Origin of the sequence: Streptococcus sp. M143 (assembly GCF_000162495.1) — a bacterium.
GTDB classification, from domain to species: domain Bacteria; phylum Bacillota; class Bacilli; order Lactobacillales; family Streptococcaceae; genus Streptococcus; species Streptococcus dentisani.
In genome coordinates this window covers 53,326-68,564 of the sequence record NZ_GG730094.1, presented here as the reverse complement: position 1 = coordinate 68,564, position 15,239 = coordinate 53,326, and the positions used below count along the sequence as shown (strand labels likewise).

At 41.7% G+C, this 15,239-nt stretch carries 11 protein-coding genes; 1 reads left to right on the top strand and 10 read right to left on the bottom strand.

The window, feature by feature from the left end; all coding sequences use genetic code 11:
• Positions 1-7: 7 nt before the first annotated feature.
• Genes rnz through miaA form a run of 4 tightly spaced genes read right to left on the bottom strand, consistent with a single transcriptional unit; the run spans position 8 to position 3,683 of the window.
• Positions 8-937 carry a ribonuclease Z gene (rnz, locus tag HMPREF0850_RS06570; RefSeq protein WP_000354320.1) on the bottom strand — a complete coding sequence of 310 codons (930 nt, stop codon included), beginning with the start codon at positions 935-937 and terminating at the stop codon, positions 8-10.
• A 14-nt stretch (positions 938-951) separates the two neighbouring features.
• Entirely contained in the window at positions 952-1,575 is a 624-nt protein-coding gene (locus HMPREF0850_RS06565; RefSeq protein ID WP_000129707.1) for a hypothetical protein, read from the bottom strand.
• Positions 1,568-2,806 (bottom strand): GTPase HflX, encoded by a 1,239-nt coding sequence (gene hflX / locus HMPREF0850_RS06560; RefSeq protein ID WP_000573209.1) that lies wholly within the window; start codon positions 2,804-2,806, stop codon positions 1,568-1,570. Before hflX ends, HMPREF0850_RS06565 begins: the two co-directional genes overlap by 8 nt.
• Positions 2,799-3,683, bottom strand: coding sequence for a tRNA (adenosine(37)-N6)-dimethylallyltransferase MiaA (gene miaA / locus HMPREF0850_RS06555; RefSeq protein WP_000850171.1), 885 nt, complete (start codon positions 3,681-3,683; stop codon positions 2,799-2,801). Before miaA ends, hflX begins: the two co-directional genes overlap by 8 nt.
• 120 nt (positions 3,684-3,803) lie before the next feature.
• Here miaA and HMPREF0850_RS06550 point away from each other — a divergent pair, with 120 nt between their 5' ends.
• Positions 3,804-3,974, top strand: coding sequence for a DUF3042 family protein (locus HMPREF0850_RS06550; RefSeq protein WP_001051782.1), 171 nt, complete (start codon positions 3,804-3,806; stop codon positions 3,972-3,974).
• Positions 3,975-4,016: 42 nt separating this feature from the next.
• On the opposite strand, the gene HMPREF0850_RS06545 is transcribed toward HMPREF0850_RS06550, so the two are convergent.
• The 6 genes from HMPREF0850_RS06545 to HMPREF0850_RS06520 form a co-directional block, all read right to left on the bottom strand.
• Positions 4,017-4,856, bottom strand: a complete 840-nt coding sequence (locus HMPREF0850_RS06545; RefSeq protein WP_000158623.1) for a thymidylate synthase — start codon at positions 4,854-4,856, stop codon at positions 4,017-4,019.
• A 51-nt stretch (positions 4,857-4,907) separates the two neighbouring features.
• Entirely contained in the window at positions 4,908-5,342 is a 435-nt protein-coding gene (locus tag HMPREF0850_RS06540) for an HD domain-containing protein (RefSeq protein WP_001097946.1), read from the bottom strand.
• A 93-nt stretch (positions 5,343-5,435) separates the two neighbouring features.
• On the bottom strand, positions 5,436-6,395 hold the full coding sequence (locus HMPREF0850_RS06535) for an ROK family glucokinase (protein WP_000078548.1): 960 nt from the start codon (positions 6,393-6,395) through the stop codon (positions 5,436-5,438).
• Between the two features lie 125 nt (positions 6,396-6,520).
• Complete coding sequence (locus HMPREF0850_RS06530) at positions 6,521-8,263, bottom strand: Ltp family lipoprotein (protein WP_000748598.1); 1,743 nt, start codon at positions 8,261-8,263, stop codon at positions 6,521-6,523.
• 118 nt (positions 8,264-8,381) lie between these two features.
• Positions 8,382-10,097: an aminodeoxychorismate synthase component I gene (pabB, locus tag HMPREF0850_RS06525; protein WP_009013898.1), complete on the bottom strand. Its 1,716-nt coding sequence runs from the start codon at positions 10,095-10,097 to the stop codon at positions 8,382-8,384.
• Between the two features lie 66 nt (positions 10,098-10,163).
• A partial coding sequence (locus HMPREF0850_RS06520; protein WP_000452495.1) for a ZmpA/ZmpB/ZmpC family metallo-endopeptidase occupies positions 10,164-15,239 on the bottom strand: 5,076 nt, incomplete at its 5' end.

Below are 15,239 nucleotides of genomic sequence, written 5' to 3'. Positions count from 1 at the left end.
CAATCTTCTAAATTTCCACTTCTTCCAAGTCTTTGACCACATGGACATTTTCAAAAACAGTAGCCGCATCTTTCTTGAGCTGGCTGATATCTTTTGAGAGGAAGCGGGCGCTGATATGATTGAGCAAAAGGCGTTTGGCTCCTGCTTCTGCAGCTACTTGCGCTGCCTGCATATTGGTTGAGTGACCATGGTTACGGGCAATTTTCTCATCGCCCTTTCCATAAGTTGACTCATGGACTAGGATATCAGCATTGATACCTAGACGCACGCTGGCATTGGTTTTTCGGGTATCACCAAGAATAGTGATAATCTTACCTGGACGGGGAGCTGAGATATAGTCTGTCGCCTTGATTTCAGTTCCGTCTTCTAGGACAACATCCTGACCATTTTTGATTTTTCCAAAGAGAGGTCCAAATGGCACACCTGCAGCTTTGAGTTTTTCAGCATCCAAGGTACCTTCTAGGTCCTTTTGCATGACACGATAGCCAACACAGAAAATAGTGTGGTCCAGCTCCTCTGCATACACCGTGAATTTATCGGTCTCAAGGATTTTCCCTAGAGAATCTTGGTCAAACTCATGAAAATGAATGCGGTAAGGCAGACGAGAACCCGACACACGTAGACTGGTTAAGACAAAGGACTTGATCCCTTGAGGTCCGTAGATGTCCAAATCTGTCTGCTCTTCATTGGCCTGAAAGGCACGGCTAGAAAGGAATCCTGGCAAGCCAAAGATATGATCTCCATGCAGGTGAGTGATAAAGATTTTGCTGACCTTACGTGGTCGAATCGTGGTTTCCAGAATGCGATTTTGCGTTCCTTCTCCACAGTCAAAGAGCCAAACTTCGTTAATCTCATCCAAGAGTTTCAGAGCGAGACTTGAAACGTTGCGGGCTTTAGAGGGCTGACCAGCCCCCGTTCCTAAAAATTGAATATCCATTCGATACTTTCTAATTAATCAATATATAACATAGCTGTGCGATTTTCCGATCGGAAATAGCGACTGCCAGAGAAAGCAACAGCTTCTTGCAGTAAATCCTCTTGACTGTAGCCTTTGAGACGTTTGCGACCATCAGCCAAACTTTCCAAATCTGTCAAGGCTGTGAGATTTTTGACACTAACAACTTCCTCATCTCCGACAGCTTTCATGTAAATCTTTCCAGACTCTTCAAAGACGAGTTGATGGGGGAAAATTTGCGCAATCTCAAAAAGCAAGTTATCTGTGATTGCTTCCTCAGCTTCTGAGAAAATGCGACAAAGTCCCTCCCTCTCATAGCAAAAGCCAAAGGATTTGCCAGATAGGTTCAGACGAATAAAGGGCTTATTTTCAAAGGTGAAACTTGGCTCAGCATTGTAGAGGTTCAGTTCCTGACTAAGTTCTGCAAAATAATCCGTCGCAGCCTGAGGGCTCTTTTTCTGATAAAGTTCTGCAAAGTAGGCATTGACTACACTCGGAGGAGGTGTGATGAGAGCCAACTGCTCTTGCTCTGTTTTGCCAGCTAGAAGCTGATCCAGATAGACCTTATCCAGACTTGTATAACCTCCATACTTTAGAGCCAAAGTTTTAATATCAGTCATAAAATTCCTCTAACCTCCATTTATTTTTCTCGGAAATAAATCCTGTAATCACTTCACCGTCATCTTGATAGTCACGATCTTCAAGAATCGCCACACTTTCCAAATCATGAATCTTGTAGGATTTTGAAAAAGGCACGCGCAAAGTAAATGCTTCAAAAATCTCCTTGATTTTCTCTAAAAACAAAGCCTGCAAATTCTCACGACTATCCTCAGACTTGGCAGAAATGAGGGCATAAGGCGTTTGAGTAGGCGTGAAATCCTCCACCAAATCTGCTTTATTATAAAGAGTCAGGCGAGGAATATCCTCCATATCCAAGTCTTTCATGATAGACAGAACCGTTTTTTCATGCTCCTCGTGATAAGGATTGCTGGCATCAATGACATGAACCAGAAGGTCCACATGCTTGCTTTCTTCCAAGGTTGACTTGAAACTGGACACCAATTCTGTTGGCAAATCTTGGATAAAGCCAACCGTATCAGTTAAGGTAACCTGAAGATTACCTCCCAAATGGATACTCTTTGTCGTCGCATCCAGAGTCGCAAAGAGCTCGTCTGCTTCATACTGGATCTTACTGGTCAAGGTGTTCATGATGGTTGATTTCCCAGCATTGGTGTAACCAATCAAACCAATCTTAAAGGTACTTGACTCCAAGCGTTTTTCTCTGACTGTCGCCCGATTTTTCTCAACCACCTTGAGCTGGCGCTCGATATCTGTGATTTGATTACGAACACTACGACGGTTCAGTTCCAGCTGGCTTTCACCTGGACCACGGGAACCAATTCCCCCTGCCTGGCGGCTAAGCATAATCCCCTGACCAACCAAGCGAGGTAAGAGATACTTGAGCTGGGCTAGGTGGACTTGGAGTTTTCCTTCATGGCTTCGAGCCCGCATGGCAAAGATATCTAGAATCAACTGCATACGGTCAATCACCTTGACACCCAGAACTTCCTCTAGATTGACATTTTGCCGTGGAGTCAAACGATTATTGACAATGACAGTAGTAATTTCTTCTGCATCCACCATGAGCGCAATCTCTTCCAACTTACCAGAGCCAACAAAAGTCTTGGAATCATATTTTTCCCGTTTTTGTCTGTAACTACCTACTACGACTGCTCCAGCAGTCTTAGCCAGACTGGCCAACTCTTCCATGGAGAGGTCAAAATTGTCCATGCCCTGCAATTCCACACCTACGAGCAGGACTCGCTCCTCTTTTTTCTCCGTTTCAATCATCTAAAAACTCCTCTATCTGGCTTAAAATGCGGTCCTGCACGTCAGGCTCTCCTATCTGATAAAAGGTCACCTGCATGCGATTACGGAACCAGGTCAGCTGACGCTTAGCAAAACGGCGAGTCGCCTGTTTGAGACTCTCGCTGGCTTCCTCAAGAGTTTGCTCCCCACGGAAGTAAGGAAAGAGTTCCTTGTAGCCAATGCCTTTAGCTGCCTGCACATCTGGATAATGGTCAAAGAGCCACTTGGCCTCATCCAAAAGCCCAGCCTCAAACATCAGATCTACTCGGCGATTGATACGTTCATAAAGCTGACTGCGTTCATCATCCAAGCAGATAATCAGTGGTTCATAAGGACTTTCCTGATTTTCCAAATCCTGACCAAAATGGGCAATTTCCAAGGCGCGCATGGCACGACGACGGTTAAACTGGGGAATTTCAAGACCTGCTTGCTCCACAAGATGGGCTAATTCCTCATCTGAATAAGGCTCCAAACTAGTCCGATAGGCTAAAATCTCCTCATGAGGTGTTTCTCCACCTAGGTGGTAGCCTTCCAGCAAGCTCTGGATATAAAGCCCTGTGCCTCCAGCGATAATAGCAAGCTTGCCACGACTTTGGATGTCCTCTATGGCTGCCTTAGCTTCTGAAACAAAATCAAAAGCCGAGTAAGACTCGGTCACCTCTCTGACATCAATCAAATGATGAGGAACAACAGCTTGCTCCTCCGGGCTAGCCTTGGCTGTTCCAATATCCAACCCTCTGTATACTTGCTGACTGTCACCGCTGACCACCTCTCCACCAAAGCGCTTGGCTACTTCAATAGCAAGAGCTGTCTTCCCAACAGCAGTCGGTCCAACAATCACAATTATTTTTGTTTTCATCTTTTTTCCTTGAAAAATTCCCATTTTTTCGTTACTATTATTATATCATAAAAAGGTCAGTCAGAAAAATGCTACCACTTGAGGAGCCTGGCTGATCGGGAAGATAAAGGAGGAAGACTCATGGCTAAAGGATTCGCTAAAGGTCTTGTAACAGGTGTCGCAGGAACTGTCGCTGCCGTTGCAGGTGCAGTATACGCAATTAAAAAGAAAGTGATTGAGCCAGAAGAGCAAAAAGCAGCTTTCATCGAAGAAAACCGCAAAAAAGCAGCTCGCCGCCGCGTATCACATTAAGCAACAAAAGAAGTTGAGATTTCTCAACTTCTTTTTATTTTCTTAAATAGCCAAATCAAACTTCAGTTGTGGCTTGACTGGATTATAGTCAACTAACTCAAAGTCCTCCGCTTTGATATCAAAGAAATTGGTCCCATCAGGAACATTCAAGACCAAACGAGGTTGGCAGTTTGACGGCTCACGACGGAGCAATTCCTGAGCTTGTTCAAACTGATTATCATAGATATGGAGGTTGTTGATAAAATAGAAAAACTTCCCAATCTTCCAGCCAAAATGCTTGGCAATCATCATTTGAAGAGCCACATACTGCATGGCATTGATATGGTGGGCCACCAGCATATCATTAGAGCGCTGGGTCAAGGTCGCATCCAGATAGATTTCCCCATCAACCCGACGGACATCAAACATGGTCTGAAAGGCGCATGGAAGGAGGCCGTCTGTCTCCTCAAATGCTTGGTAATCCCAGAGTGAGATGATATTGCGACGGTTCCAGGGATTGGCTTCCAACTGCTTGAGAATCTTATTAATGATATCGTGTTTCTTAACGACCGCCCCATAGCGTTCACCGATGGTTCCCGTATCTCCCACTTCCCAGTCATTCCAGTAGTGAACATTGTACTTGCTATTTAGCACTTCTAGGCTATTAGACTGATCTTGGTAGATCCAGAGTACTTCCTTGATGGCGGATTTGATTGCAATGGGACGCAAGGTTGTGATGGGAAATTCCCCCATAGCCAAGTCATACTCGGCAAAGGCACCCGTTACGTACTTGGAGTTGGCAACAGTCCCATCCTTGTACTTGGGACGTGCCTGCTCGGAAAAGACACCGTCTTTGAGGATTCGTTCAATATTCTCTTTAAAAATCGTATCTGCTTTTGTCATTTACTCTCACCTCATTTATTGTCCTAACTAGTATAGCATAAAAAATCTTTTCTACATACTCAGATAATCGATGGCCTTTTTATATTTTTCTAATCGTTCCAAATCCTTGTCAGTGACAGAACTCAGTCTCGATAAATCCGAATTATGCTTCAAATCTGCTAATTTGACAACGCGTGCTAGGGGATTGGATTTCACAGTTTTCAGATAGGTTGGATAGTCTTGTCCCTTTTTCTTTGACAAAATCTGAACGGCTGTAACTACTGTCTCTGGTAAACCCGCATTTAGTAACTCTTCAGCAGTAACAGAACTATCCTCAATAACATCATGTAGTAGAGCCACTGCTTTCTCTTCTTCAGAATCAACTTGGCTCGCAACAAAAATTGGATGTTCTATATAATCTATCCCTGCCTTATCAAATTGCCCCCTATGAGCTTCCGTAGCGATAGACAATGCTAGTTCAAGCATGGGTTGTTTTGATGTATTCATCTAGCGGCTCCTTCCCAAAATTTAAACCTATTTCGTTTTATTCGATTTTTAAAAAAGAGCTTGATAAACACCAAGCTCTATAATCATTTTATTTTATTGCAATACAAGTGATGCCGCTCCGATAACTCCAGCGTCATTTCCTAGAGTTGCAAGAGCCAATTTAGTGGATGTGCGTACTTGAGGGAAGGTATTTTCATCATAAACTTTTTGCACGCCTTGGAGAAGGAATTCTCCAGCTGCTGACACCCCACCACCGATAACGATAGTTGATGGGTTGAGGATTGATCCGATGTTAGCACATGCAATACCCAAGTAACGTGAAAAGTTACGGTAAACGATCAAGGCAAGGTCGTCTCCTTCTTTTGCAAGGTCAAAGACAGTTTTGGCAGTTACTTCTTCGCCGTCATCAATCAAGCGTTTCAAGGCTGCATCGCCTTCGTATTCATCTGCATATCGACGAGTCAAGTTGACAATCCCTGTTGCAGAAGCAACTGTCTCAAGACAGCCTTTCTTACCACAAGTACATGCGATTGGTTGGTCAAAGTCAACAGTGATGTGACCAAGCTCTCCTGCCGCACCAGCAACACCGTGGAGCAGTTTTCCTTCAGCGACGATACCACCACCAACACCGGTACCAAGTGTCATAAAGACAACGTCCGGTTGGTTGTCACCAGCACCCATCCAGCGCTCACCAAGAGCAGCTACGTTGGCATCATTATCAATGAAGAATGGAATACCCAAGGCTTTTTCAATCTTTTCTTTAATTGGTTGAAGGGTTTTCCAGTTGAGGTTGTAGGCACCGATAACAGTTCCTTTTTCACGGTCAACCACACCAGGTGATCCCATCCCAATCCCTCGGAAGTCTGTGGCTGACAATCCAAGCAAGTCCAAACGATGTTGAATAGACTCAATCATATCATCTACAATATGGCTTCCTTCATCCAAAATATTAGTCTTGATAGACCATTTTTCTTGGATTTCTCCCTCTTGAGTTAAAATTGCAAACTTGATAGATGTACCACCAAGGTCAATCCCAATAATCTTTTGACTCATCGTCTTCTCCTTTTTAATTGAAAATGCTTACAGATATAGTATAACAAAAACGTCTCTTTTGTGCAAAGGTTTGCAGGCTACAAGCCAAAATTAAAACATCTTATTTGCTTCACTATTTGTAAAAATTAGTCACCTAAATGTTGAATTGCATAGTTTGCTTCTTCTTTTGTAAATTTTCCAACATAAGAAGAAGTTAGCCACTCATAAATCTCTGTCTTTGATAAATGGTTATTCTTTCGGTATTCTCTTGCTGTAATTAAGGCATTTGCTTTGTAATCTGCATTCAAGTGATCGATGGCATACTGCGCTGCTGAACTTGAAAAACCATTCCACGTTAATTGGTTATAGAGATCTTTTTTTGACATATGTAAAACCGAATTATAGCTTTTCGCTTTATTTAAAGCAGCATTGTACTGCTTCCCATCTAGTTTTGGTTGCCGCACACCATCGTATCCTACATAGTGACGGCCACCATCTACCCATTTATCCCTAGCCATTTTACCATCTGATTCAACATAATAACGGCCACCATCTACCCATTTGCCCCTTACCATTTTGCCTTCAGAATCAACATAGTAACGGCCACCATCTACCCATTCATTCTTGGCCATCTTTCCATCTGATTTGAAATAATAATTTCCTACCCATTTATTGCGAGCTTGGCTGCCTTCTGATGGTAGATTAAGTTTTTGAATTGCATAGTTTGCTTCTTCTTTTGTAAATTTTCCAACATAAGAAGAAGTTAGCCACTCATAAATCTCTGTCTTTGATAAATGGTTATTCTTTCGGTATTCTCTTGCTGTAATTAAGGCATTTGCTTTGTAATCTGCATTCAAGTGATCGATGGCATACTGCGCTACTGAACTTGAAAAACCATTCCACGTTAATTGGTTATAGAGATCTTTTTTTGACATATGTAAAACCGAATTATAGCTTTTCGCTTTATTTAAAGCAGCATTGTACTGCTTCCCATCTAGTTTTGGTTGCCGCACACCATCGTAGTCTACATAGTGACGGCCACCATCTACCCATTTATCCCTAGCCATTTTACCATCTGATTCAACATAATAACGGCCACCATCTACCCATTCATTCTTGGCCATCTTTCCATCTGATTTGAGGTAATAATTTCCTACCCATTTATTGCGAGCAGAGCTTCCTTCTGCTGTTAGATAATAATATGAACCATGGTTTTTATCATAAATCCAGTCACTTTTAACCTTTTTTCCATCAGAATCAACATAATAACGACCACCATCTACCCATTCATTTTTAGCTCTCTTTCCATCTGATTTGAGGTAGTAATTTCCTACCCAGCCAGACTGAACTTTAGATTGTGATTTATCCTGTTTAGGAGTTGTTTCTTTAGCTTTTTCAGCCGGTTTTGGTGCCGGCTTCGGCGCGGGTTTTGGTGCTGGCTTTGGAGCGGGTTTCGGTGCTGGCTTCGGCGTAGGTTTTGGTGCTGGCTTCGGCGCAGGTTTTGGTGCCGGCTTCGGCGCGGGTTTTGGTGCCGGCTTCGGCGCGAGTTTTGGTGCTGGTGTTTTTGTTTTCTCAGCAGGATTTTGTGCTGGTGTTTTCGGTTTCTCAGCAGGATTTTGCGCTGGTGTTTTCGATTTCTCAGCAGGATTTTGCGCTGGTGTTTTCGATTTCTCAGCAGGATTTTGCGCTGGTGTTTTCGGTTTCTCAGCTTGATTTGGCGCCGAAGTTGTATTCTCTTTTACAATCTTACCGTTTTTAGATACATCCTTTTCTTGAGCAGAAACATGCTGAGCCGAAAAAGGAAAGGCTTCAGTTGTATCTGCAAATGAAATAAGTCCCAGTGTTGCAGTTGCTAAGCTGGTTACTAAAATTTTTTTTGATTTTTTCATAAAAATCTCCATTATTTTAACGATTTATACCTATAGTATACCATATACTTTATTTTGCTTTCAAATCAAATATTAAATATTCAGAAATAAATCTAAAACTTAATTGAAAAATCCATAGTTATATCACTTTCAACTCATACAAACCTCTGACTGCATTACAGCCATAGATAGTTTCCGCTTGGTTCAAGTCTGCCAAAGTCAAGACTTTTTCCTCTACCTGTCCTGTTTCTAGCAAATGCTGGCGGTAGATTCCTGGCAAAATTCCTAGTCTGATAGGCGGTGTATAGAATTTTCCGGCAATTTTCAGAACCAGATTTCCAATGGAGGTCTCAAGCAGTTCTTCTGACTTATTGTGGTAAATCTTCTCTTGCTCCCCTATACTCAAATGTGGTCTGTAAGTTGTTTTAAAGTAGGTAAACGCTTGATTCAAATCTGTTTCTTGCAGACAAAGTTTAGCCTGACAGAAACCTGGACTAAGTGGTGTTAATACTTGGCGACTGAGTTCCAGCTCTCCAGACTTGTTAAGAGTAATTCGCAAACGATAGTCTTGGTGGGAATCGCAAGCTTGGCACTCTTCCTCTATCCTTTGTCTCAGGTCTTCCGGATCAAAAGGATAGGCAAAATACCTACTCGCCTTTGTCAGTCTTTCCAGATGTTGATCTTCAAACAGCAGTTGTTTTTGGCTGATTTTACCAGTTGAAATCAGTTGGAAACGAGCTTGTTTACGATAGAGTACAGCCGCCTTTTGATGAACCTCTCGGTATTCAGATTCCCAAGTACTATCCCAAGTAATCCCTCCGCCAACTCCATAGATGGCTTTCCCTTGATGCAGTTGGATAGTCCGAATAGCGACATTGAAAATTCGTCGCCCATTTGGAAGCAAGATACCAATAGTTCCGCAGTAAACTCCTCTGGGTTGTGGCTCCAAGTCCTTGATGATTTCCATGGTCGCAATTTTGGGCGCTCCTGTTATGGAACCACAAGGAAAGAGAGAGCGAAAAATGACAACCAAGTCCACATCCTCTCGTAACTGACTCTTGATGGTTGAAGTCATCTGCCAAACCGTCGAATACTGCTCCACTTGACAGAGACGTTCTACATGTTCACTGCCCACTTCAGAAATACGGTTCATGTCATTGCGCAAGAGATCCACAATCATCATATTTTCAGAGCGATTTTTAGGATCTTGCTCCAACCAAGCTGCCTCTTTCAAATCTTCATCGTCAGTCACTCCCCGCTGGGTTGTTCCCTTCATCGGGCGAGTCGTTAATTCCCGGTCATTTTGCTCAAAAAAGAGCTCTGGGCTCATGGAAATCACTGCCATCTCATCGTGTTCAACATAGGCATTGTAGCCCGCCTCCTGCTCTACCACCATACGATTGTAGATAGAAAAAGGATTGGCACTTAAATCTTGCTTGAGTTGGACAGTGTAATTGACCTGATAGGTGTCCCCCTGACGCAAATGATGGTGAATCTGGGCAATAGCCTTTTCATAGTCCTCTGCTGACGTTACTTCCTGCCAATTTGAAGGCAAATCTACTTCCTCATAAGTCAGAGGAATAGGCGATGTTTCTACGCTATCATGAACTGTAAAATATAGCAGATACTCTCCCAGTAAAGGAGCGGTGTGAACTGCTAATTTCTCCTCAAAAGCAGGTGCAGCCTCATAGCTGACATAGCCCACCACATAATATCCCTGTTCTTGGTAGCTTTCCACTTGTGCCAGCAAGTTTGCCACTTCTGATAAATCTCTCGTTTTTAACTCTTTGATGGGCTGGATAAAGGTGTATCTCTCCCCCAAAGCCCTAAAATCAATCACTGTTTTTCTATGCATATCTTAAGTATAGCACAAAAAGGCAGATGCAGCTTAAGCTGATCCACCTTTTTAGTCATTTCGACTTTATAACGATGCTTTGGCAAATAAATTTCCAGAGAATCCATCTGATTTTTGAAGGAGCTGTTTGTAAACCTTCCATTTAAGATCCTCAGTATTTTTATAATGATTCTTTATATTTGGATTTTCCATGCTATCTAGGTCTTTTTGAACAGCTTCATCAAATAAGGACTTCAACTCAGCATAAGTAGAGATAGATCTGCCATTGATTTCGATTGTAGTAAAGCCGTTTTGAGCTTTGTCATAGACTTCTTTATACCAATGTTTCTTCCATGCTTCAAGAGTATCAAATTGGCCATCAGAGACTTTCTTGATAATGAAGTCATCACCCAACAACCCTTTGTTTTCCTTGTTGGCTTCCGCCTTATATTTGTTTGAAGCGTAACCAATAAATCCGTTAAGATAACCATAGTATCCCCACATACGGAAAGCATTATGTTTAAATGAAATCGAACCAACTGTACTCTTGCTAGTATTACCACCAAAGATACCCGACATCATATTTACGGTTTGGTAAGCACTGTCAAAACCTTCCGAACGATAACGTCCATTCCCTGGCATACCATGTTTTGTAACAAAGTTATGATCAACCAATTGATCAATGCTCGTAATCGTCAATTTCTTCTCATTATCCGTTAAATCACGTAATTTATCCCATTGATGTGGCTCGCCTTTCAGATTGTTTCGCTCAGCGTTCGTACGCCATTCTCGGTCCATCTTTTTGAACCACTTGCTGTTGTCGTTCAAGTGTTTTCCAATAACTGCATCTGCTTCTAGATGATCCAGCATCATCAGAGCCTCGTTATAGTTCTTCATATAGTGATCAATTTCTTCACGGTTCTTTAACTTGTTTGGATCATAATTGTAGATTTGATTGCCATCATTCTGACGTTCATAAGCCATGTTCAAACCTAAGGCACCGTATTCACCATTTGGATTTGTCAACGATGGTGACTGGAGCATACCTTGCGCAAAGGACTCTAAGTCCGTCCCTTCACGATGATACCAACCACCATAGTAAGCCATACGATCATTCACATGAGTCGTTTCATGCGTAAAGGCCGATGTACCAAAATCACTTATCAACTCTGTCATAACAAAGTAGACAGCATCTTGCTGATTTGGAGCGGCAAAGATATAAGCGTAAGCACCATATCCATACTGATAACCATGATATTTATGGATCCGTCCAAAGAACTCTCGAATCGGAGCATAATCTGGTTTCCCATCCTTGTGACCATATCGGTTTGCCCAACCGATACCCGGCGCATCATGATTGTCCCAAACAGGTGTAGGAACACTATTTTCACTCTTGAGGAGCTTATTACGTACATTATCAGCAGCTAATTTTGACCAAAAGTCTAAGTAGTTCACCTGCTCTTTTGCTCTCTTATTGATTTCACTCTTGAAGGCTTCACGAGCCTCCTCAGTATTTTTACCATATTTTTCAAAAGCACTAAAAGAAATGGTATTATAGGTCGAAATCATGAAGAGATGCGAGTTCTTCAAGTTTAATAGAGGCAAAATCATCCGACCATGCACGCCATTATTAATCCCTTCATACAGACGATACTTCTTATGAACAAAATCGGGGTTCAATGATGGCTGTTCTACCACATAAGCATTCTTTTCAATTGCCTTTTTAAACCAAACATTCATATCGGTTTCATTTGTAAACAATTTCATGTTATATGTTAGAAACTCATGAAGGCTTCCTTTACCTGTAGCACCTGCAATCACTCGATTATACGCATCTTGGGATTGGTCGCCCTTAAGATTGTTCTCTTTTGATCCGATAGTGATCAAGCGATCTAAGACATTCACGTTCTTACCATAAAAATCTGGTTTAAACATCATAATATCTTTGATCGACAATCCATCATATTTAATGGCATAGTATTGGTTCAAATAAGCAAGCCCCATCATAATGTTGGCCTTATTGTCTTCAACTTTCTTAATGAAAGCACGTTGAGCTGCTTCATCATCATTTAGTTGATGATCTTCATTTTCAACAATTTGTTTCACCAAGTTTCCAAGATTTTGTTTTACTTCAGCAAAACTTTCTTCTAAGAATAAATCGCGAATGTAACCATTTTTTCGTTCATCCGTGTTTTCTTGCGGTTTGTTCCGCTTGTCCATAAGAGCGCGCACTTCAGGAGAAATCAACTCCACACTGGATAATGTTTCTTTTGCCTTTGCAATCAAACCAGCACGATCTTTCACTAGCACATTTGGCGTATAAACAATATTCTGGTTGGTCACTTCGTACTCTTTGACTTGTTTTACATCAGAGTCAGCTTTGGCAGTAACGGCCGATTCTTCTTTGGTACCATCAGCATAGTGAATCATGATCTGATCAATAGCTGACAAGTCTGTTACAAACTGCCCATTTTTCAAACCAGTAACAGAAAGGACTTCTTTGGTCACCAATTTTGAACTAGCATCTAGTTTATTAGCTTGATTGACAATCCACTCCTTATTATAGAATGGTTGTAATTTTTCAATATTGCGATAGGCAAGTTCGCGGTCAGCTCTATAGTCTTGAATGGCCTTGTACTCGTCTTCACGGTGTGTCAAACGGTTTAATTTATCTACAATAGGCTCATTGATTTCATACTCATGCGCTGTGATTCCCAGAGCAGCAATTTTCTTGTCTGCTTCTTCTTGCGAAATAGACTTAATACGATGCTGTTGTTTAGAATATCTATATGAAGATTTTCCTTCACTCACACCAGTAACAACAAAGTTTCTGTTCAAGCGGTCACCTGTCCAATAAGGATCATCATCAATATCAGATGAGCCATAGAAAATCTCACCGTTCTTAACTTTCATCATTGAAACAGTGTCTTCAACGGAACCCAAGGCATTTGTACTGCCTACAACACCACCCGCGCTAATCGGTTCTCTCACATCGATAGTGCCTTTAGCTACAGATTTTTTAATGGCTCCGTCCCGATAAACTGCATGGTTGTCCCCACCATTTTGTGACCAATAGGCGATACCAGCAACTTTCGCTTTATTACCCGTTATTTGTGCATCAACATAGGCCTTCTCAACAGAACCCTTCCAGTTTTCTCCAACAATTCCAGCAAGAAAGGCGCCTTGGTTCCCACCAGCATGAAGCTTACCAATGAATGCCACATTTGTTAATCTACCGTTATTATCAATTTTATTGATCAAACCTGATACGTCATTATTTCCAACAACTATACCCGTTACTTTCACATTATTGATCGTTGTGTTTTTTATAACAGCAGCCAAGGGAGCAACTCTATTGGCCCATGGCATATGAATGTTTACCTTACCAAGGTTAAGGTCATGGATGTGGGCGCCTTCGGTATCACCTAATAGTGGACGTTCCAAGTTATGAATCGTATACTGTTGACCGTCTACACTTGATAGCTTGCCTCGGAATTTCGTCGTTACATATGATTTACCAGCTGCAGGAACATTGACCGCATTCAAGTCCGCACCAATTTTAAATTCACCAGACGGATTGACCTGCATAGCCTTTACAAGTTCATTGAAATCGTAGTATACATTCTCCTCATGAGTTTTTGGTTTGGCAAAATAATGGACGTATTCTTCACTGAGCTGGTTACCATCTGTATGCTGAACGAGGTCAGGCGCTTTGGCAGTGACCTTATAAAGTGTTTTCCCATCAACTGTCACTTCTTCAATTTTGTCAATCGCAAGACGCGTCATCTTATTATCACGTGTAGCAATTTTTAGATAGTAAGGTCTTACATCACTTGGAACAGAGGTTAAGAAGCTACTATCCGTTTCCACGCCATTGTCGTCAACACTTATGAGGCTTGTTTCTTTTATATTTTTAACTTCGACCTTTTTTAAATCAATTCTCAGTGGTTCTTCTTTGAGAATTTCTTCCTCATTTCCTTCACCACGATCATAAACCATTTTTGTTTCGAGTTTATAATCCTTGTAATACTGCAAATCTGTTAGAGTTGCAGTCAAGTTATTCGGTGAAACCGTCATGGTTTTGACAACTTCGTTGCCTTTTTTCAGGGTTAAAGTGATCGATTTAATCGCTGCCTTACTTGGATTTTCCAGATTATAGTAAATCTGAGATGAGCGTTTCAAATCCTGAATATCAACCCTTGAAAAAGTCAACACTGGCTTTTCGAAGTTTTTGGTACCTAGTTTAACAATACGGTTTTGGGCTAACTCAATGACCTGTTCAAGAATTTCAGGCGCTTCCTGCGTCTTGATTCCTTTGATGGTCTTGTAGGTTTTGATAACCTTTTTCTGACCGTCTTTTCCTTCTTGGACCGTAACTTTATCGCCCTTTTTCAGTTGCGCGTCTTCTTCGACTATCTCCTTAAACGGAATTTTTTCAAGACTTTCTTCTACAAGAGTTCCTTCTATTGGTTTCGTACCATGACTTATTTTTTTAGTGACTGGTTCTTTGATGACAGTGGTTGTTGTATTTAAAACTTGGTCAGTCTCAACACCTTCGACAGTTTTATAAGTCGTTTTGGTAACTTGGATTCCTTTTTCACCGTTTTGAACCACTGTTTCTTCGTCAGTGTACTTTGTAGGATCATCAATGATTTCCGTCTGGTAATCAATCTCTGCGATTGTGTCTTTAGTAATTGTTCCTTCAGTTACTGTATATTCTGAAAGGTCCTCTTGAACAAGGGAGTCACCTTCCTTGCCGGGTTCTTGTGTACCTTTGCTCTCAAGTTTCCCAGTATACGTTGGCAAACTATCTTGAATTAGTGATTGACCTTCCTTACCAGTTTCCTGAGTACCTTTGCCTTCAAGTTTTTCAGTATAGGCTAGCAAACTATCTTGAACAAGGGAGTCACCTTCCTTACCAGTTTCCTGGGTACCCTTACTTTCAAGCTTTTCAGTGTAGGCTGGCAAACTATCTTGAATTAGAGATTCGCCTTCTTTTCCAGATTCCTGAGTGCCTTTACTTTCAAGCTTTTCAGTGTAGGCTGGCAAACTATCTTGGACAAGGGATTGACCTTCCTTACCAGTTTCCTGAGTCCCTTTGCTTTCAAGCTTTCCAGTATAGGCTGGTAAACTATCTTGGACAAGGGAATCGCCTTCTTTACC